Raw genomic sequence first — 23,942 nt, 5'->3', positions numbered from 1 at the left:
TTCAACAAGGACTATTATCATGTCGACCGATCAGAAAATCCGCTGGGGCATTATTGGGCCGGGCAGCATTGCCAAGGCCTTCCAGGGCGGTGTAGCCGGTTCCAAACACGGCGTTCTGGCCGCCATTGCGACCCGCGACCCCAATAAGCCGAACCTGGCCAAGGACTTCCCCGGCGCGAAAATCGTGCACGGCTATGATGCCCTGCTGGCTGACCCGGAAATCGACGCCGTCTATATCGCCGTGCCGCATACCGGCCACGCCGAATGGGCCATCAAGGCGGCCGAAGCAGGCAAGCATGTGCTGATCGAAAAGCCCTTGGCGCTGTCTGCCTTCGAGATCGATGCAGTGTTCCACGCCCATCGCAAGGCGGGCACCTTTGCGGGCGAAGCCTTCATGTATCGCCTGCATCCGCAGACGGCCAAGCTCGCCGAACTCATCCGCTCGGGCGTCATCGGCGATGTCCGCATGATCCAGTCGAGCTTCGGCTTCTCCATGGGCAAATTCCAGCCCCAGCACCGCCTGTTCGCCTCGGACCTCGCCGGTGGCGGCATTCTGGACGTGGGCGGCTATCCCGTTTCCATGTCGCGCTTCATCGCGGGCGCGGCTCTGGGCAAGCCCTTCGCCGATCCGATCAAGGTTTCGGGCACGGCCAAGCTCAATGCCGAAGGCACCGATGATTGGGCTGCTGCCGTCCTCACCTTCGAGAACGGCATTGTCGCCCAGGTGTCCTGCGCGGTGATGGTCAATCTCGACAATGTGCTGCGCATTCACGGCTCGGAAGGCCGCATCGAAGTGCCGGATTTCTGGTTTGCCGGTGGCGACCGCGACAAGGGCGTCGGCAAGATCGACATCGTCAAGAAGGACGGCAGCCGCGAGACGATCAGCGTCGGCGAAGAACGCCATGTCTATTCCTTCGAGGCCGATGCCGCTGCCGAAGCCATCTTCGCCAGGCGTCAGGAATTGGCCGCGCCGGGCATGAGCTGGGCCGATAGCCTGGGCAATGCCCGCGTGCTCGACGCCTGGCGCAAGGATGCCGGGATCGAATATTCGGTCGAAAAGCCCGCCAGCAGGGTCAATACGCTGGCCAATCGTCCGCTTGGCCCCAATGGCACTGTCATCCCCAAGCGTTCCATTCCAAACCTGCCCAAGCAGGCTTCGGCCGCAGCCCTCGGCTTTGAGGATTTCAAGACCTTCGCCTCGGGCGCTATCCTGCTCGACGCCTTCTGGGAAAAGGGCGGCAATCTGTTCGACACCGCCTTCATCTATGGGGGTGGCTATACCGAAAAGCTGTTCGGGCAGTGGCACACCAGCCGCGGCACGCGCGAGCAATCGGTGCTGATCGGCAAGGGCGCGCATAGCCCGCTGGTCTATCCCGACGTGATCGCCAAGCAGTTGACGCAGTCGCTTGATCGCCTCCAGACCGACTATGTCGACATCTATTTCATGCACCGCGACAATACCGATGTGCCGGTGGGTGAATTTGTCGACGCCATGGATGCCGAGGTTAAATCCGGCCGCATTCGCGGGCCGTTCGGTGGTTCCAACTGGACCAAGGAGCGGTTCGATGAGGCCATCGCCTATGCCGAACGCACCGGCAAGACCAAGCCCAGCGCCTTGTCCAACAACTTCGCTTTGGCCGAAATGCTCGACCCGATCTGGGACGGCTGCGTCACCTCCTCGACGCCGGACTGGCAGCAGTGGCTCAATGACCGCCAGGTCACCAATTTCTCCTGGTCGAGCCAGGCCCGCGGCTTCTTCACCGACCGCGCCGGTCGCGACAAGACCGACAATGAGGAACTGGTCCGCGTCTGGTATAACAAGCAGAACTTCGGCCGCCGCGACCGCGCTATCGAGCTGGGCAAGCAACTCGGCAAGAGCCCGATCCACATCGCGCTCGCCTATGTCCTCGCCCAGTCCTTCCCCAGCGTTCCCCTGATCGGGCCGCGCACTTTGGGCGAGCTGGACGACAGCATGAATGCCTTCGACATCAAGCTGACGGCTGACCAGGTGAAGTGGCTCGAAAACGGCTAGGGGTTTGGGAGGGGGCAGTACCCCCTCCTAACCTCCCCCTGATAGGGGGAGGGATATCTCCACTCTCGAAGTGAGATCGCGTCACAACCACAAAGCGGTGCCTCCCCCTAATAGGGGAGGCTAGGAGGGGGTAACGCAGACCTCGATCCCTCCCCACCCACCGGGTCATTCCGGCGCAGGCCGGAATCCAGGTCCGTGGCGTCCCGCGCCATCCAGCGCTGGGATGGCTTTCAGCATGGATTCCGGCCTCCGCCGGAATGACACCGTCGCTGTGACACGCGCACCGCCATCCCACCCAAGCCCCTCATCGCGCAAAACTTTTCCGCACTGTTCGGAAAAGCCGTCCAGTATCATGCGTGTGTCTTCTTGCGCGCGTTAATCCCCTGCCCTATCTTCATCGTTGCGAGACGATGGTTCTCGCATTCGTTCTCAGGGCGGGGTGTAATTCCCCACCGGCGGTAAGGGGGAAACCTCAAGCCCGCGAGCGCCTTGCCACATGCAAGGGTCAGCAGATCCGGTGTAATTCCGGGGCCGACGGTCATAGTCCGGATGAAAGAGAACGGGACAAACGCTGCTTGCCGGCGTCTGTGCCTTTTTGGCCGGGCGCTTGCTGCTGCGTAGCCTCCCGTAACCCTGAGGAAACTGGTTGCGGAAAGGACTTTTTATGAGCCAGGTTTCCTCTACTTCCCCAAACACCGCCACCGGCGCCCTCTTCATGGTCACCGCGAGCCTTGCCTTTGCCGGCACCAACGCGCTTCAGTCCGTGCTGCCCTGGCAATTCGGCATGAGTTCCACCGGCATGGCCTTCTGGCAATATGTCATCGCCTCCGTGCTGGCCCTGCCGCTCATTCTGCGGATCGGCGTCGACAAGCTGCGCACGAGGCACCCCTTGGCGCACGAGGTCCGCGCTTTCGTGTCGGCGCTTGGCGTCCATGTCTTCGTCTATGGCTTTGCCGCCGGCGTGCCGATCTGGCAGATGGTGACCCTGCTGTCCACCGGCCCGCTGTTCATCATTCTGGGATCCACGCTGTTCCTGGGCGAGCGCGCTTCCGCCCCCCGCATCGTGGCAGCGATGGTCGGTTTCGCCGGCGCCATCATTGTCTCGGGCGTCGGCAGCGAAGGGGTCACCTGGCACACCCTGATCCCCGTCGCCGCAGCCGCCCTTTGGGCCGTGACCGATGTGCTGACGAAATATCTCGCCCGCGAAGAGCCGCCGGAAACCCTCACGCTTTCCCTGCTCGTACTAGTGACACCCAATCACCTGTTCATTCTGCTGGTGGTGAATGCCTTGGCATGGCTATCGCCCGCCATTGTACCAGCAGAATTGGCCACCGGCTTCCCCTTCCAGCTCCCCACGGGCGCAGGACTGTGGCTGCTCGTGTTGCTTGGCGCTCTGACGGCGCTGGCGCGATATTTTTCCAGCTTTGCCTATAAGAAAGCCGATGCGACTTTCCTGCAGCCGTTCGGCGATCTGCAAGTGCCATTGAGTGGCCTTATCGGCTGGATTTTCCTGGGCCAGGTGCCATCCATGTGGTTCTGGCCGGGCGCCGCGCTGATCCTGGCCGCGTCCTCGTTCATTCTATGGAGCGAGACCGAGAAGGGCCACACGCTCAGCGTGGCTTAGCAAGCGAACCCGGGAGCAAGACCGCTATGAGCGGTCTGCTCCCACCTCCACCCAGCGCTGTTCCCGGTGGCTTCGCGCCATGGCGTGCACCGTCCGCTCGATCACCAGCCCCTTGGCAAAGTCGATCACTCGGGCCGGCTGCCCGGCAATGGCATTGAGCAGCTCGTGGCACTCGATGATCTTGAGATCGTTGAAGCCAAGACCATGCCCCGGCGCCGGAATGAACCGGTCATAAGGCGCATGCTGCGGCGCGGTCAGGATGGTTCGATAGCCCCGTTCGGTGCCCGGCCCATCGGTCGTATAGAGCTGCAATTCGTTCATCCGCTCCTGATCATAGACAATCGAGCCCTTGGACCCGAAAATCTGCAGCGCAATGCGCCCCTTGCGGCCCCAGGCCGAGCGGTTGAGCGCCATGACGCCACTGATCCCCCCACCCATCTCGAACAGCACGCTGGCAATATCGAAGGTTTCGACGGCGCGAGCCGTGCCTTCCTTGGTGGGGCGCGTCGGATATGGCTTAGCCAAATGCGCGAAGACCCGCGTCACCGAGCCGAACAGAATGTGCAGCAGGCTGAGCGGATGCACGCCGAAATCGTCCAGCGCGCCATAGCCGGAGCTGGCCTCGCTCTTCCAGTAGAACAGCGCCTCCGGATCGGCCATGAAGTCCTCGTCCATTTCCAGCCGGACGTGGTTCACATTGCCGATGGCGCCCTGCTCCAGCAGCGTCCCGATATGGCGCACCAGCGGGTTCTGAATGTAATTATAGCCCAGCACCGCAACCTTGCCCGAGGCATTGGCCACAGCTGCCATGCGCTCGGCATCGGCCAGTGCCACCGCCATCGGCTTTTCACACCAAACATGCTTGCCGGCCTCCAGCGCGGCGATTGCCATTTCGGCATGGAAGGCATTGGGCGTGGTGACGGAAACGACGTCCACCTCCGGGTCCGCAATCAAATCGCGCCAATCGCCCGTCGCCTTGGCAAAGCCGAACTCGTCAGCCTTGGCGCGTGCGATCTCGGCGTTCACCTCGGCCAGGTGCACCAAGCGCGGCTGTGGCCCGCTGCCGAAGACCGGTTTGACGCTGTTCCAGGCCAATGCATGGCATTTGCCCATATAGCCGGTGCCGATCAGACCGACGCCAATTGATGCTTTCATTCCGTCCTCCACTCCTGTCGAAATGGATATGCCATTTGTTCTATTTTCGGAATAGGCTTTCTAATAGTACTTGATTGCCCGCGCGGATTGGGGATTATGGGGGCAAAAGGGGGACGGAATGGTCGAGAAGATGCAGCCGCCGGGCGATTTTGATGCGTTGCGGGCGGCCATTCTCGAGCGCAAGGGCGAGTTGCCGAAGCGGCTGACGCAGGTGGCCGCCTATGCGCTGGACCATCCCGACGAGATCGCCTTCGGCACGGCGGCCAGCATTGCGGAATCAGCTGAAGTGCAGCCGTCGACGCTGGTCCGCTTTGCCCAGCATTTTGGCTTTGAGGGCTTTTCCGGGCTGCAATTGCTGTTCCGGGCCCGGCTGCGCGAGCGCACGTCATCCTATGAAGACCGGTTGCGCACGCTGGAGCAGAATGGCGCCGCCTTGGCCGAGAGCACCACGATTTTCAATGGCTTCGCCGCTGCGGCGCACCGCTCGATCGATGCCCTGACGGCTGCCGTAGACCCCGACGCTTTCGAGCGCACAGTGACTTTGCTAGCCAATGCCGAGACGATCTACCTGATCGCCAAGCGCCGCTCCTACCCGATCAGCAGCTATATGGCCTATGCCTTTGGCAAGCTGAAGGTGAAGTATCAATTGGTCGGCACGGCGGCCGGGATCGACGACGACATGCTGGCCATGGCGACGCCGCGCGATGCCGCCTTTGCCATCAGTTTCTCGCCCTATGCCTCGGAAAGCGCCACCCAGGCGCGGGCGATGGCGGCGCGGGGCATTCCCGTCGTGTCGCTGACCGATTCGGCATTTTCCCCGCTGGCCGAGTGCTCGCGCGAATGGTTTGAGGTGGTCGAGGCCGACCATGCCGGGTTCCGCTCGCTATCGGCCAGCATGGCCTTTGCCATGGCCCTCACCGTTTCCATCGCCGAGAAGCGTCGCCGGCGCTGATGTCACAGCTTTACCGAGGTAATGGTGCATTCTAGTGTTTGGAATGAACATTCCATGTTGACGAATTGCCGGAACCCATGTTTCATATTCCCAAGCGCCGAACAGGCGCAGGAATAGCTTAGAGACCGGCGCGAGCCGATGGGAGGACCGATTGACGCATGCGCAGCCAGGCCACGGGCGCCAGACGCTCGACGTCATCACCATCGGCCGTGCCTCGGTTGATCTCTACGGCCAGCAAATCGGCACCAAGCTTGAAGATATCGGCAGCTTCGCCAAATCCATCGGCGGGTGCCCGGCCAATATCGCCATCGGCACCGCGCGGCTCGGGCTCAAATCGGCCCTGATCACCCGCGTTGGCAATGAGCAGATGGGCCGCTTCATCCGCGAGCAATTGGTGCGCGAAGGCGTCGACACTGCCGGCATCGCCACCGACAAGGAGCGCCTGACTGCGCTCGTGCTGCTGTCGGTCGAGGCCGAAGGCGTCTCGCCGATGATTTTCTACCGCACCGATTGCGCCGATATGGCGCTGTCGGAAGAGGATATTTCGGAAGCCCACATCGCCTCCGCCCGCGCTATCGTTGTCACCGGCACCCATTTCTCGCGCCCCAATAGTGAAGCGGCGCAGAAAAAGGCGATCCGCTTTGCCAAGGCGCATGGCGGCAAGGTGGTATTCGATATCGATTATCGCCCCAACCTCTGGGGCCTTGCCGGGCATGAGGCCGGGTTCGAGCGCTATGTCGCGTCGGATCATGTGTCGCAGAAATACCAGTCCGTGCTGCCCGATTGCGATCTCGTCGTCGGCACCGAAGAAGAAGTGCTGATCGCCTCGGGCGAGGCCGATCTGCCGGCGGCACTGAAGACCATTCGCTCGCTGACGGCGGCGACCATCGTGCTCAAGCGCGGCGCCATGGGCTGCATCGTCTATGACGGCGCCATTCCCGATGATCTGGAAGACGGCATTGTCGGCGCAGGCTTCCCCATCGAGGTCTATAACGTGCTGGGGGCCGGCGACGCCTTCATGTCGGGCTTCCTGCGCGGCTGGCTTAGGGGTGAAGACCTCCAAACCTCGGGCACCTGGGCCAATGCCTGCGGCGCCTTTGCGGTGTCGCGCCTGATGTGTTCGCCGGAATATCCAAGCTGGACCGAGCTTGAGAGCTTCCTTTCCAAGGGCAGCCCCAAGCGCGCTTTGCGCAACGACGACAACCTCAACCACATTCACTGGGCCACCAATCGCCGCCGCGAGTGGCCCAAGCTGATGGCGCTGGCTATCGATCATCGCAGCCAGCTCGAGGACATGCCCGGTGCCAAGGACGACTCCATTGCCGCCTTCAAGGTGCTGGCCGTAGAAGCCGCCGCGCGCGTCGCCAATGGCCGGCCGGGTTTCGGCATGCTGCTCGATGACAAGCATGGCCGCAAGGCGCTGTTTGCCGCCGAGGGCAAGGGCTTTTGGCTCGCCCGCCCAGTGGAATTGCCCGGCTCGCGCCCGCTGCGCTTTGAATTTTCGCAGGACCTCGGTTCGCGCCTGCTCGATTGGCCGGTGGAACATTGCCTCAAGGTGCTTTGCTTCTTCCATCCCGACGATCCCGCCGCGCTCAAGGCCGAGCAGATCGACAAGCTGCAATCCGCCCATGATGCTGCCCGCAAAATCGGCCGCGATATCCTGATCGAAATCATCGCCAGCAAGCATGGCGAACTCAAAGCCGACACCACTGCCCGCGCGCTGACCGAGCTTTACGATGCCGGCCTCAATCCCGATTGGTGGAAGCTCGAGCCGCAAGCCGACCGGGCGGCCTGGGCCGCGGTGGATGCGGTGATCGAAGCGCGCGACCCATTCTGCCGGGGCGTGGTGCTGCTGGGGCTCGAAGCCCCCCAGGAAGCATTGGAGGCCGGCTTTGCAGCGGCGCATGCCTCGCGCACGGTCAAGGGCTTTGCCGTGGGCCGCACGATCTTTGCCGAAGCAGCCCGGAAATGGCTGCTCGGGGAAATCAGCGACGAAGAGGCCGTGGCCGATATGGCGCGCCGCTTCAGCGCGCTGGTCGAGATTTGGGAGCGGCTGGGGGAGACGAAGGCGGCTTAGCCTTCGCGCCGGACCGACCCGCAATATACACTGACCGGGCGAACCCGGCTGATCTTTGAGGAACAGGCCCATGAGCCAGAACACGATCCGACTAACCATGGCGCAGGCTGTTGCGCGGTTTCTGACGATGCAGAAGACCGTGATCGATGGCGAGACAGTGCCAATTTTTGGCGGGGTGTTCGCCATTTTCGGACATGGCAATGTGGCCGGCGTGGGTGAGGCGCTGCATTCCATCAAGGACACGCTGCCGACCTATCGGGCGCAGAACGAGCAGGGCATGGCCAATGCGGCGATTGCCTTTGCCAAGGCCAGTTTCCGCCAGCGCTTCATGGCATGTACCTCTTCGATCGGGCCGGGCGCGCTGAACATGGTGACGGCGGCCGCCCTGGCGCATGTGAACCGCCTGCCGGTGCTGCTGCTGCCGGGCGACGTGTTTGCCAATCGCCTGCCGGACCCAGTCTTGCAGCAGGTGGAAGATTGGGGCGATGGTTCGGTTTCGGCCAATGATTGCTTCAAGCCGGTGAGCCGCTATTTCGACCGCATCACGCGGCCCGAGCAGATCATTCCCGCCTTGCGCCGGGCCATGCAGGTGCTGACCGATCCGGCCGAATGTGGCCCGGTTACGCTCAGCCTCTGCCAGGATGTGCAGGCGGAAGCCTATGATTACCCTGAGAGCTTTTTTGACGAGAAAGTGTGGGTGCCCCGCCGGGTGATGCCCGATGCCGAGGAATTCGCTGCCGCCGCCGCGGCTTTGCGCATGGCCAAGAAGCCCGTGATCATTGCCGGCGGTGGTGTGCTCTATTCGCAGGCGACCGACAGCCTGCGCACCTTCGCCGAGGCCCATGGCATTCCCGTGATGGAAACGCAGGCCGGCAAGAGCGCCCTGCCCCATGACCATCGCCTCAATATGGGTTCGGTTGGCGTTACCGGTTCGTCGGCGTCCAACGCGCTGGCTCAAGACGCCGATGTGGTGCTGGCCGTGGGCACGCGGCTGCAGGATTTCACCACCGGCTCCTGGGCGCTGTTCCAGAACCCGGACCTCAAGATTATTGGCCTTAACGTGCAGCCCTTTGACGCCCACAAGCACAATGGCATGCCACTAGTGGCCGATGCGCGGGCGGGGCTCGATGCGCTCCATGCCGCGCTGCCAGGCTGGGTCGTCGAGGACGCATGGGCCGAAAAGGCCGAGGCGGGCAAGGAGGAATGGCTGATCGCCGCCGACAAGGCGACCGCGAGCACCAATGCCGAATTGCCCTCCGATGCCCAGGTGATCGGGGCCGTGCAGCGCGCCCGCGAGAACGCCACGCTGGTCTGCGCCGCCGGTGGCCTGCCGGGCGAATTGCACAAGCTGTGGAAGGCCGGCAAGCCGGGCAGCTATCACCTGGAATACGGCTTCTCCACCATGGGCTACGAGATTGCCGGCGGGCTGGGCGTCAAGCTGGCGCGGCCGCAGGACGACGTGGTCGTCATGGTCGGTGACGGCAGCTATATGATGCTCAATTCCGAGATCGCCTCTTCGATCATGCTGGGCGCCAAGCTCACCATCGTGCTGCTCGACAATGAAGGCTATGGCTGCATCAACCGGCTGCAAATGGCCACGGGCGGCGCCAACTTCAACAACCTGTTGAAGGACACCCACCATGTCACTCTGCCCGGAATCGATTTTGCCGCCCATGCCGCCGCCATGGGCGCCGTATCGCGCAAGGTCGGCTCGATTGCCGAGCTGGAAACGGCGCTGCACGAAACCGAAAGCGTGGACCGAACCACGGTGATCGTGATCGATACCGATGCGCTGATCACCACCGATGACGGTGGCTCCTGGTGGGATGTGGCAGTGCCGGAAGTATCCGACCGGCCACAGGTGAATGCGGCCCGCGAGGGTTATGTGAAGGCGCTTAAGGCGCAGCGGGCGGGGTAATCCCTGGATTGGAGTACCCCCTCCTAGCCTCCCCCTGATAGGGGGAGGAACCGCGTGGTGGGTGTTGTGAGATTTACGAAAACCCCGATCTGTCCCTCCCCCTATCAGGGGGAGGCTAGGAGGGGGTACTAGGCGCGAACGCGCAGGAGAGACGAATTGAAAGCCAAACTCGGCATGTCGCCCATCGCCTGGTGGAACGACGATCTGGTGGAACTCAGCGATGATGTGTCGCTGGAAGAATGCCTGCGCCAGTCGCGCTCGGCCGGGTTTACCGGCATGGAAAAGGGCCGCCGCTTTCCCGACGATCCCGATGTGATGCTGCCGATCCTGCGCGCGGCGGACGTGACGCTCTGCGGCGGCTGGTTTTCCGGCACGCTGGTCGAGGAGGAACTGGCCGCCAACAAGGCGCGTATCCAGCCGATGATCGAGCTGTTCAAAGCGGTCAATGCGCCCTGCATCGTTTATGGCGAGGTGGGCCGCTCCATTCAGGGCGACCGCTCCAAGCCCCTGGCCACCAAGCCCAGGCTTTCCGACGACGAGATGGTGGCCTATGCCAAAAAGGTCACCGCATTTGGCGAATGGTGTGCCGATCAGGGCATGCCGCTGAGCTATCACCACCACATGGCCGCCGTGGTCGAGACCGAGCCGGAGCTGGATACGTTCATGAAGGCGTCGGGCGCGGGCATTCCGCTGCTGCTCGATGCGGGGCATCTGGCCTTTGCGGGCGGCGATGTGTTGCGCGCCATCGACAATCACCATGCCCGGATCAATCATGTGCATGTGAAGGACATTCGCCGTTCGGTCGTCGATGGGCTGGATCGCACCAGGCAGAGCTTTCTCGATGCGGTGGCCTTGGGCGCGTTCACCGTGCCGGGCGATGGCTCGCTCGATTTCGGCGCCATCGTGCAGAAATTTGCCGATTATGGCTATGAGGGCTGGTTTGTCGTCGAGGCCGAGCAGGACCCCAAGGCCAACCCGCCGCTGCGTATGGCGCAGGTGGGCCATAAGGAGCTGATGCGAGTGATGACTGCCGCCGGCTACACCGTCGAGACCGAGGGTTTTCCCAAAGGGTGAGCTTTCAGCCCGCGATATGCTAAAGGCTGGTCAGGTTCTCAAGAAGAAGGCGGATCGGTTTTGAAAGCAGACGACCTTAAATGGTTCAAGCCCCTGTGGCGGCGCGTTGCCATCACCGGGTTTCTGGCGGTGTGGTGCGCCTATGAATGGCTCTGGAGCAAGGAGCCGTTCTGGGGCGTGCTGGTGGGCGCGGCTTTGGCCTATTCGCTCTATAATTTCTTTTATGCCTTCCCCAAGGAGGACCCTACCGATGAGCAACTCCCACCTCCGCCTCCGCCCGAAAGCCAAGACGGGCCTGGTTCATGACGTAACTCCGGCTTCGGCCGGCTGGACCTATGTCGGCTTTGCCCTGCACAAACTGGCGGCCGGCCAGGTGACCGGCGGCGAAGCGGGGGATCGCGAGCTTTGCCTGGTGCTGGTCAGCGGCAAGGCGCGGATTTCGGTCGACGGCGTGGATTTCGGCGAGATCGGCGAGCGCATGAGCCCGTTCGAGGGCGCCCCCTGGGCGGTCTATGTGCCCAAAAGCAGCGAATGGGCGGTGGATGCGACAACAGCGCTCGAGTTGGCAGTCTGCACCGCACCGGGCGGCGGGGACTACAAGGCCAAGGTGATCCCGCCGGGCACCCATCCGCGCCTGACGCGCGGCAAGGGCGCCAATATCAGGCATGTCCATAATATCATGCCCGAGGACGATAATTCGGCCCATTCCCTGCTGGTGGTGGAAGTGATCACCCCGCAGGGCAATACCTCCTCCTACCCGCCGCATAAGCATGACCAGGACAATCTGCCTCACGAGAGCCTGTTGGAAGAGACTTATTTCCACCGGCTCAACCCACCACAGGGCTTCGCCTTCCAGCGCGTCTATACCGATGACCGCAGCCTCGATGAGGCGCTGGCGATCGAGGACGGCGACGTGACGCTGGTGCCCAGGGGCTATCACCCGGTGGCGACCACGGCGGGGTATGAATTGTATTATCTCAACGTGATGGCCGGGCCCAAGCGGGTATGGAAGTTCCACAATGCGCCCGAGCATGAGTGGCTGTTGAAGTAAACCACCGTGTCATTCCGGCACAGGCCGGAATCCATGCTGTGTTCCCTCCCCACATTCGATGTGTCGATAGCCTTCAGCATGGATCCCGGCCTGCGCCGGGATGACGCGGTGGGTTGAATGGGATTGGTGCGAATCTCTCCACCGCATCTTCCTTGGGCCTGACCCGGGGACCTCTCGCCGCTCGCGCCGTGCTGAGAGTGGCCCTCGGGTCAGGCCCGAGGGAGAACGGTGGGTGAGAAGCGCGCAGTGTGACCCACGCGCTCCGAAGGGGCTTACCGCCCCTGGAAGATCGACTTATCCGCCAACACCCCAAGCACTTCGCTGACCTTCACAGCCCGCGCTTCCTTGACCGACTTCAGCGCGGCATCGGCCAGCGCCAATGCAATCAAGCCATCCAACCCACTCGGCGAAGCCGGAGATTTTGATTCAACCGCATCCACGAAGGTGCTGATTTCACGCGCATAAGCATCGGTATAGCGGGTCATGAAGAAGTCGTGCAGCGGCGGGCGGGTATAGCCGGTGGCGTTGGCGACTTCGATGGAGACCGGGCGCTGGTTTTCGGCCGAGACGGCGCCTTTGGAGCCGTGCACTTCGATGCGCTGGTCATAGCCATAGGTGGCGCGGCGCGAGTTCGAGATGGTGGCGTGCTTGCCCGTAGTGGTCGAGAGCATCACCGAAACGCTGTCATAATCGCCGGCCGCGCCGATGGCCGGATCGACCAGCACGGAGGCCTGGGCGGTGACGCTGTCGATCTCTTCGCCCAGCAGGAACCGGGCCATGTCAAAATCGTGGATGGTCATGTCGCGGAAAATGCCGCCCGAGCGCTTGATGTAGTCGACCGGCGGCGCGCCGGGGTCGCGCGAGACGATGGTGACCATTTCCACAGTGCCGATTTCGCCCTTGGCGATCACGTCATGCACGGCCATGAAATGGGGATCGAACCGGCGATTGAAGCCGACCATCAGCGTGGCGCCTTCGGCATCGACGACCTTGAGGCAGGCTTTGACGCGCTCGACATTGAGGTCGATCGGCTTCTCGCAGAAGATGGCCTTGCCGGCCCGGGAGAACTGCTCGATCAGATCGGCATGGGTGTCGGTGGGCGTGCAGATGACCACGGCGTCGATATCGGTAGCCGACAGGATTTGCTCGATGCTGCGCACTTCGCAGCCATATTGGCCGGCGATGTCAGTGGCAGCCTTCTCAAAGGCGTCGGCCACGGCCACCAGCTTAGCGGTCGGATTGGACGAGATGGCCTTGGCATGCACCTTGCCGATGCGGCCGGCGCCGAGCAGGCCGAAACGAACAGTCATTTGTAGTCTCCGGGTAGTGGCGCCGTGGGGCGCGGTTATTCTAATGCACGCGAAGGCGATGCGCCGGCGGGGTGGCGAAAATCAGACCTTCTTCCGCTTGCGCTGCCGATACTGGTCGGTGACCACGGCGGCGACGATGATCATGCCCTTGATGATCTCCTGATAGTAGGCATCGACGCGCAGGAAGGTGAAGCCCGAGGTCATGGTCCCCAGAATAATGGTGCCGATGACCGTGCCGGTAATACGCCCCTGCCCGCCTGCCAGCGACGTGCCCCCGATAACGGCCGCAGCGATGGCGTCGAGTTCGTACATCACGCCCATGCCAGCCTGCGCGGTCTGGGCGCGGGCGGCGGTGACGAGGCCCGCGAGGCCCGCCAGCATGCCGGCAATGGCATAGACCTTGATCAGGTGCTTTTCGATATTGATGCCCGAAACGCGGGCCGCCTGCGGATTGGCGCCGATGGCGTAGGTGAATTTGCCATAGCGGGTGTAGCGCAAGGCTATGTGGAAGATCAGCGCCACGCCGAGGAAGATCACCACCGGCCAGATGCCCATGCCGATAAAGGTGAAGTCGGGGGTGAGGCCGGAAACCGGCTGGCCCTTGGTGTACCATTTGGCCACGCCGCGCGCCGACACCATCATGCCCAGAGTAGCGATGAAGGGCGGGATTTTGGTGTAGGAAATCAGCGAGCCATTGATGATGCCGGCCAACGTGCCGATGGCAAGGCCAATCACCAGCGGGATGATGACCGGCAGGCCGACCAGCGCCGGATAGACCGGACGGGCCCAATCGGCGGACTGGGCGAAGCTGGCGGCGATCATGGCCGTCATGCCCACGACCGAGCCGGAGCTAAGGTCAATGCCGCCGGTGATGATCACCTGCGTCACGCCGACGGCGATAATGCCGACCACCGAGACCTGCAGGATCATGATGGTCAGCCGCTGCTGGTTCATCAGGAAAGACTGGCCGATGAAGATCCAGCCAAGCAGCTCGAAGGTCAGCGCAATGCCGGCCAGCACGAGCAGGATGGACAACTCGGTCGGCAATTTGCGCCGCCGCGTCCGCGGCGTTGCGAGGGTCTCTGATGATGTGGTCATGGCTGGGTCCTCCCGGCAGTCGATATGTCTTGTAGTGGCGCACCTTCAACTCTCCCTTCGGGGGAGGTGAAGTGGGCCAATGCTTCCGAAGTGTGCATCATCATCGTGCCGCCAAATCCATGATCTTCACCTGATCTGCCTCGGCCCGATCCAAAAAACCCGTCGCGCGGCCATGGTGCATCACCATGATGCGGTCGCTCATGCCCAGCACTTCGGGGAGTTCGGATGAAATCATGATGACGGCCACGCCCTGGCGCGCCAATTGGCTGACCAGCTTGTGGATTTCCGCTTTGGCGCCGACATCGATGCCGCGCGTTGGCTCGTCCAGAATGAGGATTTTCGGATTGGTCAGCAGCCAGCGCCCGATCAGCACCTTTTGTTGATTGCCGCCGGACAGGTTTTCTACCCGCTCATCAAGGCTGGGCGTTTTCACCCGCAGCTTCTGGCTCATCTCTTCGCAGGTGCGCGACAGCGCGCCCTGAGTGACGAAGCCGAATTTGGTATAGCCATCCTGCAGCACGGCGAGCTGCATGTTTTCCTGAATATCAAGCGCCAGGAGGCACCCGGTTTCCTTGCGGTCTTCGGTGATGAACGCCATGCCGTGCTGAATGGCGACGGTGGGCGACCCGATGGTGACCGGCTTGCCATTGATGGAAATGCTGCCGCTGGTGGCCGGACTTACCCCAAAAATCGTCTCGGCCACATTGGAGCGGCCCGAGCCAACGAGCCCGGCAATGCCCAGGATTTCGCCGGCGCGCACGTCAAAACTGATGTCGGAGAACACGCCCTTGAGCGCCAGGTCCTTGACCGAGAGCACCACATCGCCAATCGGCACGATTTCCTTGGGGAACATCTGGGTGATTTCGCGCCCCACCATCATGCGGATGATTTCGTCGCGGGTCACGTCAGTCGAGGCATGGGTGCCGATATAGCGGCCATCGCGGAACACCGAGAACTCGTCGGCGATCTCGAACAGCTCGTTCATTTTGTGGGTGATGTAGATAATGCCTTTGCCCTGGCTGCGCAGGTCGCGAATGATCGAAAACAGGTGCGCCACCTCGGTTTCGGTCAGGGCGGAGGTGGGCTCATCCATGATGAGCACGTCGCTCTCATAGGACACCGCCTTGGCGATCTCGACCATCTGCCGGCTGGCGACCGAAAGGGTGGAGACCTGCACTTCGGGGTCAATATCGATATTGAGCTTGGCGAACAGCGCCGCGGTGCGGCGGTTGAGCTCGCCATGATCGACAAAGCCGAAACGGGTCAGCGGCTCGCGCCTGATCCAGATATTTTCGGCCACGCTCATATAGGGCATCAGGTTGAGTTCCTGATGGATCATGGCAATGCCGTTTTCGAGCGCATCGAGCGGCGACTTGAGCTGGATATTGACGCCGCGCAGCTTCACCTCGCCGCTGTCGGGCGTGTAAATGCCAGCGATGATCTTCATCAGCGTGGATTTGCCGGCGCCATTCTCGCCCATCAGGGCATGAACAGTGCCGCGGCGCAGCTTGAGCGACACATCATCGAGCGCCACGACGCCGGGAAATTCCTTGCGGGCATTGGAGATTTCCAGCAGCAGCGACGCATTGGGCACCGCCCCGCTTTCACGCACCGCACGCATTGTCTGCGGACTGACCATTGCTGCCTCCTGCCCTGATTTGCGGGACGCGCCGGGCTCACCAGCGCATCCGCATGATTGCCGCCTAATTGGCGTAGTCGGCCATGTTTTGCGGGGTCACCAATTCGAAGGGGACCCAGATCTGCTGCTCGGTCGGCTCGCCCCGCGCCAGAGCGAGAGCGGCATCGATGGACGCAGCGCCCTGCGCATGCGCATTCTGGAAAATGGTCACGTCGAGATCGCCGGCGGCCATCGAGGCCAGCCCATCAGGCGTGGCATCGACGCCTGCGACCAGCACGGAATTCATGTCCCGGCCGACCGATTTTAACGCCTGGATGGCGCCGATGGCCATCTCATCATTATTGGCGACGACGGCGTCGAATTCGAGGGACGAGGAGAGCCAATTGGTCATCAGATTTGCCGCTTCGAGGCGATCCCAATTGGCGGTCTGCTCTTCGAGCACGCTCATGCCCTTGCAGTCATCGGTGGCGATCACATCATGCACGTCCTTGGTGCGCTGCAGGGCCGAATGGTTGTTGAGCGGACCCATCAGGATCAGCACATTGCCCTTGCCACCCAGCAGGCGGCAGACTTCCTTGGTTTGCAGCGTGCCGGAATCGATTTCGTTGGAGCCGACAAAGGCGGCCTTGGCCGGCAGGCTATCGAGATCGGCGGGCGGGTGATTGGCATAGATGATGGGAATGCCGGCCGCATCGGCCAGCGCCGTCATGGCCGGGGTGCTATCGGCATCCACGGCGGCGATGATGATGGCATCAACGCCCGAAGCGATGAAATTGCTGACCTGATTGAGCTGGTTGCTGGGGTCGTTGACTGCGTCTTCCACCTGCATTGTCACATCGCCCAGCTCGGCGGCGCGGGCCTCCATGCCATTGCGCAGCAGGGTGAGAAAGGTGCTGTCAAAGCGGGCCATGGAGACGCCGATATTTTCGGCGTGGCTGGGCACCGATAGCAGGAAGGGCAGCGCCGTTGCGCCAAGCAGGGCTGTGGTCAGCTTCATGTTCAAACTCTGTTCAAGGAAAGATGCCGGCGCGCCGTTGGGAACGCGCCGGCAGGAGATCAGTTCTTGGCCTGGTAATCGGCCAGGTTAGCCGGGGTCACCAGTTCGAACGGCACCCAGACTTCGCGTTCCACGCTCTCGCCACGGGCAAGCGCGAGAGCCGCGTCGAGCGCACCGGAGCCCTGGGCCGCGGCGTTCTGGAACACGGTGACATCGAGATCACCAGCAGCCATTGCGGCCAGGGCGTCCTGGGTGGCGTCGACGCCGCCCACAATCACGGCATCCATGGCGACGCCGCCGGCCTTGAGGGCCTGGATGGCGCCGATGGCCATTTCGTCATTATTGGCGACCACGGCATCGAACTGGATGCCGGCGGAGAGCCAATTGGCAACCAGATCGGCGCCCTGCTGGCGTGACCAGTTTGCCGTCTGCTCTTCAGCGATTTTCATGAACGAGCATTCGGGCGTGGCGATCACGTCATGCACGTCCTGGGTACGCTGGCGGGCGGCCTGGTTGGACAGTTCGCCCATCATGACCACGATATTGGCTTCGGTCTTGCCGGCCTCGGTCAGCAGGCGACAGACTTCCTTGGTTTCGAGCGTGCCGGAATCGACTTCGTTGGATGCGACGAATGCCTGCTTTTCGGGCAGGGTATCAAGGTTGACCGGCTGGCGGTTGACATAGACCAGCGGAATGCCCGCATCGGCGGCCAGTTGGGACATGGGCGCAGTAGCGTCGGTGTCCACGGCGTTGACGATGATGGCATCGACGCCCGAAGCGATGAAGTTCTGGATCTGGCTCATCTGCTTGGACACGTCATTCTGCGCGTCCTCGACCTGCAGCTCGACGCCATCGAGGGTTTTGGCATAGTCGCCCATGCCGTTGCGCAATACGGTCAAGAAATTGTCGTCAAACGCGGCCATGCTGACCCCGACAGTCTCGGCCATTGCGGCGCCGGTAAAGCCGGTCAGCATCGTGGTCGCCAATGCGGCCATTACGATCTTCTTCATTGCTCATTCTCCTCCAAGAGAGCTGGGCGTCCGGTCGCGCCCATTATGTCCGGATCTTTCCCTTGCTCGGGAATTAGTTGGTCACGCGGCCTTCTCCTTGAGCCCCGAGACGATGAAATTCATGCTTTGGCTGATCGCAGCAGCCGGATCGGCTAGGTGACGCAGCTCTTCGGCAAAAGGCTCGAACGAGAGTGGCCCGGAATAGCCCCCTGCCCGCAGCGCGGCGATCTGTTCGAGATTGCCCAGGCGATCTTTGGGGCCGACCAGCAGGCGATGGCTGTCGCGCATGTCGCTAACAGCAATCGTCGGGTCGTCGACGCCGGAAATGTGGATCAGGCCAGTCAGCTCGGGGAACAGGTCGGGTTCGCCTGCGAGGTGATGGTGGAACGTGTCGTGGGTCAGCTGGAATACGTCACGGCCATTGGCATTGTCGATCGCCTGAATCGCTTCGCGTTTTGAGCGCAGCGAGCAGGTTTCAAAGCCCAGGCACTCGACGAGGCCGATCAATGCACGTTCGCGCAAGATTGGCGCTATCAATGCTAACAGTCCGCTAGCATTTTCGACCCTTTGGTGTGCGTCAGCGATAGCACCATCATTGGCTGCAACGAGCACCAAAGCCTGGGCGCCGGCGGTGGCGGCGTAGTCGGCCAGGGCTTCGGCCTCGGCCAGGCGGGTGGCGGAGGGCTGATTGAATTTCTGTAGGGCATTGATGGAAATGATGGTTACATCATTTGCCCTGGTGAGGGCTTTTACCTCGGTTGCTGGTGTGCCGTCGAGGATGGCGTTGCCGGCAATGTCATTGCGGATTTCGACGCGCGGGGCGCCCAATTGGCGGGCCAGCGCGAAGAATTCGGGCAGCCGCAACTGCGGCGCCGACATGTGGTTGATGGCAAAATCCATCGACTGGCTGGTGGACACGCCTCGCACTCCCTGGATCGCCGGGCCGGACCCGATCTCTCGTTGGACCAAATGAAATACGGGTTCTGTTCTATTGTCAATACGGAATGTTCATTCCAAAATATGACAGAATGAACCGCACAATCCGCCGCCAAACGGAATATTCGTGCGACTAGAAACGTTTCAACCGGCGAGACTAGATGTTCTCGGAGACGTAGATATCGAAAGGCAAGAAGGTCTGGCCGGCAAAATCGGCGGCGGGATGGGCCAAAGCCGCTGCCATCAGGTTGACAATGCTGGCGCCCAGCGCGGCGAGCGGCGTGCCAATGACGGCGGTGGCGATATTGTCGGCCAAAGCCGCATGGGTCACCGGGTTCAGCTCATTGCAGACCAGAGCGATGCGGCCCGCCATGCCCTCGTCACGCAGGGCGGTGATGACGCCCTCGGTGCCGCCGCCGGCGACATAGATGGCCGATAGATCGGGATGGCGGCGCAGCAGATCGAGCGTTGCTTCATGGGCGAGCGCACCGTCTTCGAGGCTAACCTGGGTGTCGATGATCGACAGCTCGGGCGCCGCCTCGCGCAGATAGGAGCGGAAGCCGATCTCGCGCATTTCATGGCCGTGAAAGCGGTGGCTGCCGACAAACACCACCACCTTGCCCGCCTTGGCGGATTTGGCGATCAGCCAGCCGGCCGTGCGGCCAACCTTGCGGTTATTGGTGCCGACATAGCCGCGCCTTATGCCAGCGGCAAAGTCTGAGAGTAGCGAAAACACCGGCTTTCCGGCCGCCTCGACCTCCTGCACCGCCGCGGTGACAGCCGGATGATCCACCGCCACCATGGCGATGGCATCGACGCGCGGCGCCATTTCGGCCAGCCGCGTGGCGATTTCGGCCGGGGTCTGGTTGGCGAGGAAGGCAATGGTTGGCGTGGCGCGGAACTGGGTGGGGCTGGCGCCGGCCTGTTGCAGCGCCGTCGCGACGTCCTGATAGAACAATTGATCCGGCCGTTGCAGCAGGAAGCCCAGCCGGTAATGCGGCAGATTTTGCTCCAGCCGGCGACGGATGAGGCCGGAGCCGTGATAACCGATTTGCTCGGCGGCACCGAAGACGCGCTGAGCCGTTTCCTGGCGTACCGGTAGGCGGCCATTGAGCACCCGATCGACTGTGGCGACGCTCAGATCGGCAATACGGGCAATATCAGCAACAGTCGGGCGGCGGACCAAGGCGATCTCCTGCAAATTTCCATCATACGGGCAAGCGCAATAATGATGGCAATGATAGAAAACATCATGCGCTGATTGCGGAAAAGCCGCAAGTTTGCCAGCATCAAAAGCAGGGAATTCGCTAGCGGACTGTTAGCATCGAGAGGCACAATTGGCCCAAACTGCGAAACGCGACTACAACCTGCTCGGCGCCAGCTCGGAAGCCGCGATAGCCAGCGGTCTTGCCGCCGCCGAGTGGTATCACACCGAGGTCGACCGCAAGCAGATGAAGGCGCTGATGCAGCGTTCGGACGGCCCGGCGATCCGCGACACCGTGATCTGGCTGGGCTCCATGCTGGTGCTGGCGGCGGGCGGTATCTACTTCTGGGGCAGTTGGTGGGCCGTGCCGTTTTTCCTAGGTTATGGAGTACTTTACGGCTCCGCCTCGGACTCCCGCTGGCATGAATGCGGCCATGGCACAGCGTTCAAAACGCGGTGGATGAACAACGTCGTCTATCAGATCGCCTGCTTCATGATCATGCGCAATCCGGTGACCTGGCGCTGGAGCCATGCCCGCCACCATACCGATACGGTGATCGTCGGCCGTGACCCGGAAATCGCCGTGATGCGGCCGCCTGACCTGTTTCGGGTGATCCTCAATTTCTTCGGCATTCTCGATGCCGGCTACGCCATGCTCGACATGGTGCGGAACGCTGCCGGCGTGGTGACCCCGGAGGAGAAGAGCTTCATCCCCGAAATGGAGCATGCCAAGGTGATCCGCGTAGCGCGTATCTGGCTTGCTATCTATCTGGCAACACTAGCGCTTTCGCTGTGGACGGGATCGATCCTGCCGCTGATGCTGATCGGCCTGCCCCGGCTCTACGGCGCCTGGCACCATGTGCTGACCGGCCTGCTGCAGCATGGCGGGCTAGCCGACAATGTAACCGACCACCGGCTCAATTCCCGCTCGGTGCTGATGAACCCGGTGAGCCGGTTCATTTATTGGAACATGAACTACCATGTGGAGCACCACATGTTTCCCATGATCCCCTATCACGCACTGCCGCAGCTGCATGAGCTGATCAAGCACGACCTGCCGGCGCCCAATGCCTCGATCCTCGATGGCTATCGGGAGATGGTGCCGGCGTTCCTGCGGCAGTTGCGGAATGAGGACTACTTCTTGAAACGGGAGCTGCCGGCGACGGCCAAGCCGTATCGGGAGGAGCTGCATAATGGGGTGGCGGCGGAGTGAGAAGCCTCGATATCCGGGCTTTCGATGGAATTTGAGGACACAGAATGGCGCAGTGGATTGAGGCTTGTGGGGCTGGCGATGTGGACGAGGAGGACGTGATCCGCTTCGACCATGAGGGGCGGGTTTACGCGATTTATCGCAGTCCCGAGGACCGGTATTTTGCAACGGACGGGCTGTGCACGCATGAGCAGATCAGCCTCGCCGATGGGCTGGTGATGGACGATATCATCGAATGCCCCAAGCATAATGGGCGGTTCAATTACAAGACCGGCGAGGCCAAGGGCGCGCCGGTCTGTGTGAACCTGCGGACCTATCCGGTGAAGGTTGAGGACGGGGCGGTGTTTATCGAGGTGTAGGCACCAGCATCGCGCAGTCCCCTCACCCTGACCTTCCGCTGAACGCGTCAGGTCTGTCCCTCTCCCACAAGGGGCGAGGGTGGGGCCGGTGGACGTTAATGCGCTGAGCCCTCCCTTCTCCCCTCGTGGGAGAAGGTGCCCCGCAGGGGCGGATGAGGGGGATTTTTGGAGGACCATATGAGCCAGCACTATGTAATTGTCGGCGCGGGCGAATGTGGCGCGCGGGCCGCTGTGGCGCTGCGGGAGCAGGGATTTGCGGGCGATGTGACGCTGGTGGGTGGGGAGAGCCATCTGCCCTACGAGCGGCCGCCGTTGAGCAAGGAAGGTATGCTGGCCGAGCTGTTTGCGGCCAAGACGATTGCAACGGCGGAGCGGCTGGCTGAGGCGGGGATTGCGTTTCGCGGTGGGTTTGCTGTGGCGGAGATCGACCGGGCGAGCAAGCATCTGGAGGGCGTGGATGGGCGCGCCATCCGCTATGACAAATTGCTGCTCGCGACGGGGGCTGCACCGCGGCGATTGCCGGGCGTGGAGGGCGAGCGGATCGTTTATCTGCGGACGATTGAGGATGCGCTGCGACTGCGCGGAGCGTTGGGCGCGGGCCGGCATTTGGCGGTTATCGGCGGCGGATTTATCGGGCTGGAACTGGCGGCGAGTGCGCGGCAGCGCGGGGCGAAAGTGACGCTGATCGAGGCCCTGCCACGGCTGCTGTCGCGCGGGGTGCCCGAGGCGATGGCGCGGCAGATCGAGGCGCGGCATCTGGCGGGCGGGGTAAAGCTGGTGTTTGGCGATGGTATTGCCGGGGTGGCTAGTGGGGCGGACAGCGCCGTGGTGACGCTGGCGAGTGGGCGGCGGATCGAGGCTGATCTGGTGCTGGTGGGGATTGGGGCCGTGCCCAATGTGGCGCTGGCCGAGGGGGGTGGGCTGGCAATCGAGAATGGGATCGCCGTGGATCGGCATCTGGCGACGGGCGACCCCGATATCTTTGCGGCGGGGGATTGTTGCTCGTTTCCGCTGGAGATTTACGGCGGGCGGCGGGTGCGGCTGGAGAGTTGGCGCAATGCGCAGGACCAGGGGAACCTGGCGGCGCGGAATATGCTGGGCGCCGGTGAGGCAATTTCCAGCGTGCCGTGGTTTTGGTCGGATCAGTATGAGCTGACGCTGCAGATTGCGGGGCTGAGTGATGAGGGGACTACCATCATCCGGCGGGATTTGGGGGATGAGGCGAGTATTTTGTTTCATCTCGCGGCGGATGGGCGGCTGGTGGCGGCGAGCGGGCTGGGCGTGGGGAATGCCGTAGCGCGGGATATTCGATTGGCGGAGATGCTGATTGGGAAGCGGGCGCGGCCGGATGTGAAGGCGCTGGGGGATGCGGGAGTGAAGCTGAAGGGGTTGTTGGCGGCGGCTTAAGTTTAGGGGGATACCCCCTCCTAGCCTCCCCCTGATAGGGGGAGGGATCGCCCTGTGGTTGGGCCTCGATCCAGTCCGAAGAGTGGAGAGGTTCCTCCCCCTATCAGGGGGAGGCTAGGAGGGGGTAGCCGACTAAGACCGCGCATGCGGAGGCATTACCCCCACCCTGCTCGATTCTACGGACTTAGCTGACGCTAAGTCCTATCTCGCTTCCCTCCCCACAAGGGGGAGGGTGATCCCGACTGATAGCCAGGTGCGTAGTGTACCCCCTACCCCTTGCCAGCTTTTTCTTTGGCTTGGGCGATCCAGCCGCTGAAGCGTTGGAAGAGGCGGGCGAAGGTGACGAGGTCTTCTTCGGGCCAATCGCCCAAGGCTTCGGCGAAAATACCCCATTTGTAGGCGCGGATGGCGGCGGCGTGCTGCTTGCCGAGATCGGTGAGTTCGAGGCCGATGCGGCGAGCGTCGGACTGCGAGGCGACGCGGCGTACAATGCCTTTTTCCACGGCATCCGCCACGACGCGGCTGGCACGGGAGGGGTCGATATTGAGGCGCTCGGCAATGAGGCCAACCGTGGCCTCGCCGCCTTCGATGGCGCAGAGTTCGATCGCCGCCAGAATTTCAAGATCGGCGGCCTCAATATCGAGCTTGAGGTCGCGCAGGGCCATGCGGCCCATTTCGCGATGCTGCATGGAGCGGCGGATGTGGGTCATGACATGGTCGATATCCATGGTCGCCTGCGCGGCGGCGGGGCTTAGCCCTAGCCCGATGAGATGGGCAAGGTGGCTTTCGCGGGCGTCGCTCTCAGTTTTGGCCATGCTGTTCCATGCTTTTATCATATATGTGCTATTGACATATATATGACTCTAGCACAGTTTGGCGCAAATTCAAC

The 23,942-nt window shown here is 62.4% G+C and carries 20 protein-coding genes and 1 riboswitch; of the genes, 11 read left to right on the top strand and 9 right to left on the bottom strand.

The features are described 5' to 3' along the window. The first annotated feature begins 19 nt into the window (after positions 1 to 19). Positions 20 to 2,032 (top strand): aldo/keto reductase, encoded by a 2,013-nt coding sequence (locus tag ACI3KW_RS19745; RefSeq protein ID WP_404849510.1) that lies wholly within the window; start codon positions 20 to 22, stop codon positions 2,030 to 2,032. A 421-nt stretch (positions 2,033 to 2,453) separates the two neighbouring features. Then, a riboswitch (FMN riboswitch) is annotated at positions 2,454 to 2,597 on the top strand. A 99-nt stretch (positions 2,598 to 2,696) separates the two neighbouring features. After that, positions 2,697 to 3,656, top strand: coding sequence for a DMT family transporter (locus ACI3KW_RS19740; protein WP_404849509.1), 960 nt, complete (start codon positions 2,697 to 2,699; stop codon positions 3,654 to 3,656). A 24-nt stretch (positions 3,657 to 3,680) separates the two neighbouring features. On the opposite strand, the gene ACI3KW_RS19735 is transcribed toward ACI3KW_RS19740, so the two are convergent. Beyond that, complete coding sequence (locus ACI3KW_RS19735; protein WP_404849508.1) at positions 3,681 to 4,811, bottom strand: Gfo/Idh/MocA family protein; 1,131 nt, start codon at positions 4,809 to 4,811, stop codon at positions 3,681 to 3,683. Positions 4,812 to 4,929: 118 nt separating this feature from the next. Between ACI3KW_RS19735 and ACI3KW_RS19730 the strand changes: the two genes are divergently transcribed. From ACI3KW_RS19730 to iolB, 6 genes are all read left to right on the top strand, one after another. Continuing rightward, entirely contained in the window at positions 4,930 to 5,763 is an 834-nt protein-coding gene (locus tag ACI3KW_RS19730) for a MurR/RpiR family transcriptional regulator (RefSeq protein WP_404849507.1), read from the top strand. 151 nt (positions 5,764 to 5,914) lie between these two features. Then, a complete protein-coding gene (gene iolC, locus ACI3KW_RS19725) occupies positions 5,915 to 7,840 on the top strand; it encodes a 5-dehydro-2-deoxygluconokinase (protein WP_404849506.1) in 1,926 nt (641 codons plus the stop codon). A gap of 70 nt (positions 7,841 to 7,910) precedes the next feature. Then, the gene (gene iolD, locus ACI3KW_RS19720) at positions 7,911 to 9,758 is read left to right on the top strand and encodes a 3D-(3,5/4)-trihydroxycyclohexane-1,2-dione acylhydrolase (decyclizing) (RefSeq protein WP_404849505.1); all 1,848 of its coding nucleotides are present in this window, start codon (positions 7,911 to 7,913) and stop codon (positions 9,756 to 9,758) included. 156 nt (positions 9,759 to 9,914) lie between these two features. Next, positions 9,915 to 10,832 carry a myo-inosose-2 dehydratase gene (gene iolE, locus ACI3KW_RS19715; protein ID WP_404849504.1) on the top strand — a complete coding sequence of 306 codons (918 nt, stop codon included), beginning with the start codon at positions 9,915 to 9,917 and terminating at the stop codon, positions 10,830 to 10,832. A 60-nt stretch (positions 10,833 to 10,892) separates the two neighbouring features. Continuing rightward, positions 10,893 to 11,138 carry a hypothetical protein gene (locus ACI3KW_RS19710; protein ID WP_262168389.1) on the top strand — a complete coding sequence of 82 codons (246 nt, stop codon included), beginning with the start codon at positions 10,893 to 10,895 and terminating at the stop codon, positions 11,136 to 11,138. Next, positions 11,083 to 11,883 carry a 5-deoxy-glucuronate isomerase gene (iolB, locus tag ACI3KW_RS19705; RefSeq protein ID WP_404849503.1) on the top strand — a complete coding sequence of 267 codons (801 nt, stop codon included), beginning with the start codon at positions 11,083 to 11,085 and terminating at the stop codon, positions 11,881 to 11,883. Before ACI3KW_RS19710 ends, iolB begins: the two co-directional genes overlap by 56 nt. A gap of 272 nt (positions 11,884 to 12,155) precedes the next feature. Here the strand turns inward: iolB and iolG are convergent, their stop codons facing one another. The 7 genes from iolG to ACI3KW_RS19670 form a co-directional block, all read right to left on the bottom strand. Next, complete coding sequence (gene iolG / locus ACI3KW_RS19700) at positions 12,156 to 13,193, bottom strand: inositol 2-dehydrogenase (RefSeq protein ID WP_404849502.1); 1,038 nt, start codon at positions 13,191 to 13,193, stop codon at positions 12,156 to 12,158. Between the two features lie 81 nt (positions 13,194 to 13,274). After that, positions 13,275 to 14,291, bottom strand: a complete 1,017-nt coding sequence (locus tag ACI3KW_RS19695; RefSeq protein WP_113124011.1) for an ABC transporter permease — start codon at positions 14,289 to 14,291, stop codon at positions 13,275 to 13,277. A gap of 100 nt (positions 14,292 to 14,391) precedes the next feature. Continuing rightward, on the bottom strand, positions 14,392 to 15,930 hold the full coding sequence (locus tag ACI3KW_RS19690; RefSeq protein ID WP_113124012.1) for a sugar ABC transporter ATP-binding protein: 1,539 nt from the start codon (positions 15,928 to 15,930) through the stop codon (positions 14,392 to 14,394). Between the two features lie 64 nt (positions 15,931 to 15,994). Beyond that, entirely contained in the window at positions 15,995 to 16,921 is a 927-nt protein-coding gene (locus tag ACI3KW_RS19685; RefSeq protein ID WP_404849520.1) for a sugar ABC transporter substrate-binding protein, read from the bottom strand. Between the two features lie 65 nt (positions 16,922 to 16,986). Next, on the bottom strand, positions 16,987 to 17,937 hold the full coding sequence (locus ACI3KW_RS19680; RefSeq protein WP_404849501.1) for a sugar ABC transporter substrate-binding protein: 951 nt from the start codon (positions 17,935 to 17,937) through the stop codon (positions 16,987 to 16,989). Positions 17,938 to 18,018: 81 nt separating this feature from the next. Further along, positions 18,019 to 18,837, bottom strand: a complete 819-nt coding sequence (locus ACI3KW_RS19675) for a TIM barrel protein (RefSeq protein ID WP_404849519.1) — start codon at positions 18,835 to 18,837, stop codon at positions 18,019 to 18,021. Positions 18,838 to 19,030: 193 nt separating this feature from the next. Next, positions 19,031 to 20,059, bottom strand: a complete 1,029-nt coding sequence (locus ACI3KW_RS19670) for a LacI family DNA-binding transcriptional regulator (protein WP_404849500.1) — start codon at positions 20,057 to 20,059, stop codon at positions 19,031 to 19,033. A gap of 151 nt (positions 20,060 to 20,210) precedes the next feature. Here ACI3KW_RS19670 and ACI3KW_RS19665 point away from each other — a divergent pair, with 151 nt between their 5' ends. From ACI3KW_RS19665 to ACI3KW_RS19655, 3 genes are all read left to right on the top strand, one after another. Further along, positions 20,211 to 21,290, top strand: coding sequence for a fatty acid desaturase family protein (locus tag ACI3KW_RS19665; protein ID WP_404849499.1), 1,080 nt, complete (start codon positions 20,211 to 20,213; stop codon positions 21,288 to 21,290). 44 nt (positions 21,291 to 21,334) lie between these two features. After that, complete coding sequence (locus tag ACI3KW_RS19660) at positions 21,335 to 21,646, top strand: MocE family 2Fe-2S type ferredoxin (protein WP_404849498.1); 312 nt, start codon at positions 21,335 to 21,337, stop codon at positions 21,644 to 21,646. Positions 21,647 to 21,823: 177 nt separating this feature from the next. Continuing rightward, positions 21,824 to 23,053 carry an NAD(P)/FAD-dependent oxidoreductase gene (locus tag ACI3KW_RS19655; RefSeq protein WP_404849497.1) on the top strand — a complete coding sequence of 410 codons (1,230 nt, stop codon included), beginning with the start codon at positions 21,824 to 21,826 and terminating at the stop codon, positions 23,051 to 23,053. Positions 23,054 to 23,322: 269 nt separating this feature from the next. Here ACI3KW_RS19655 and ACI3KW_RS19650 read toward each other — a convergent pair whose 3' ends face one another. After that, a complete protein-coding gene (locus tag ACI3KW_RS19650) occupies positions 23,323 to 23,868 on the bottom strand; it encodes a MarR family winged helix-turn-helix transcriptional regulator (protein WP_404849496.1) in 546 nt (181 codons plus the stop codon). Positions 23,869 to 23,942 lie beyond the last annotated feature (74 nt).

Source organism: Devosia sp. ZW T5_3 (assembly GCF_044987315.1).
Taxonomy (GTDB): domain Bacteria; phylum Pseudomonadota; class Alphaproteobacteria; order Rhizobiales; family Devosiaceae; genus Devosia.
Note: the sequence above shows the minus strand (reverse complement) of the source record. Positions and strands in the feature narration are given on the sequence as shown.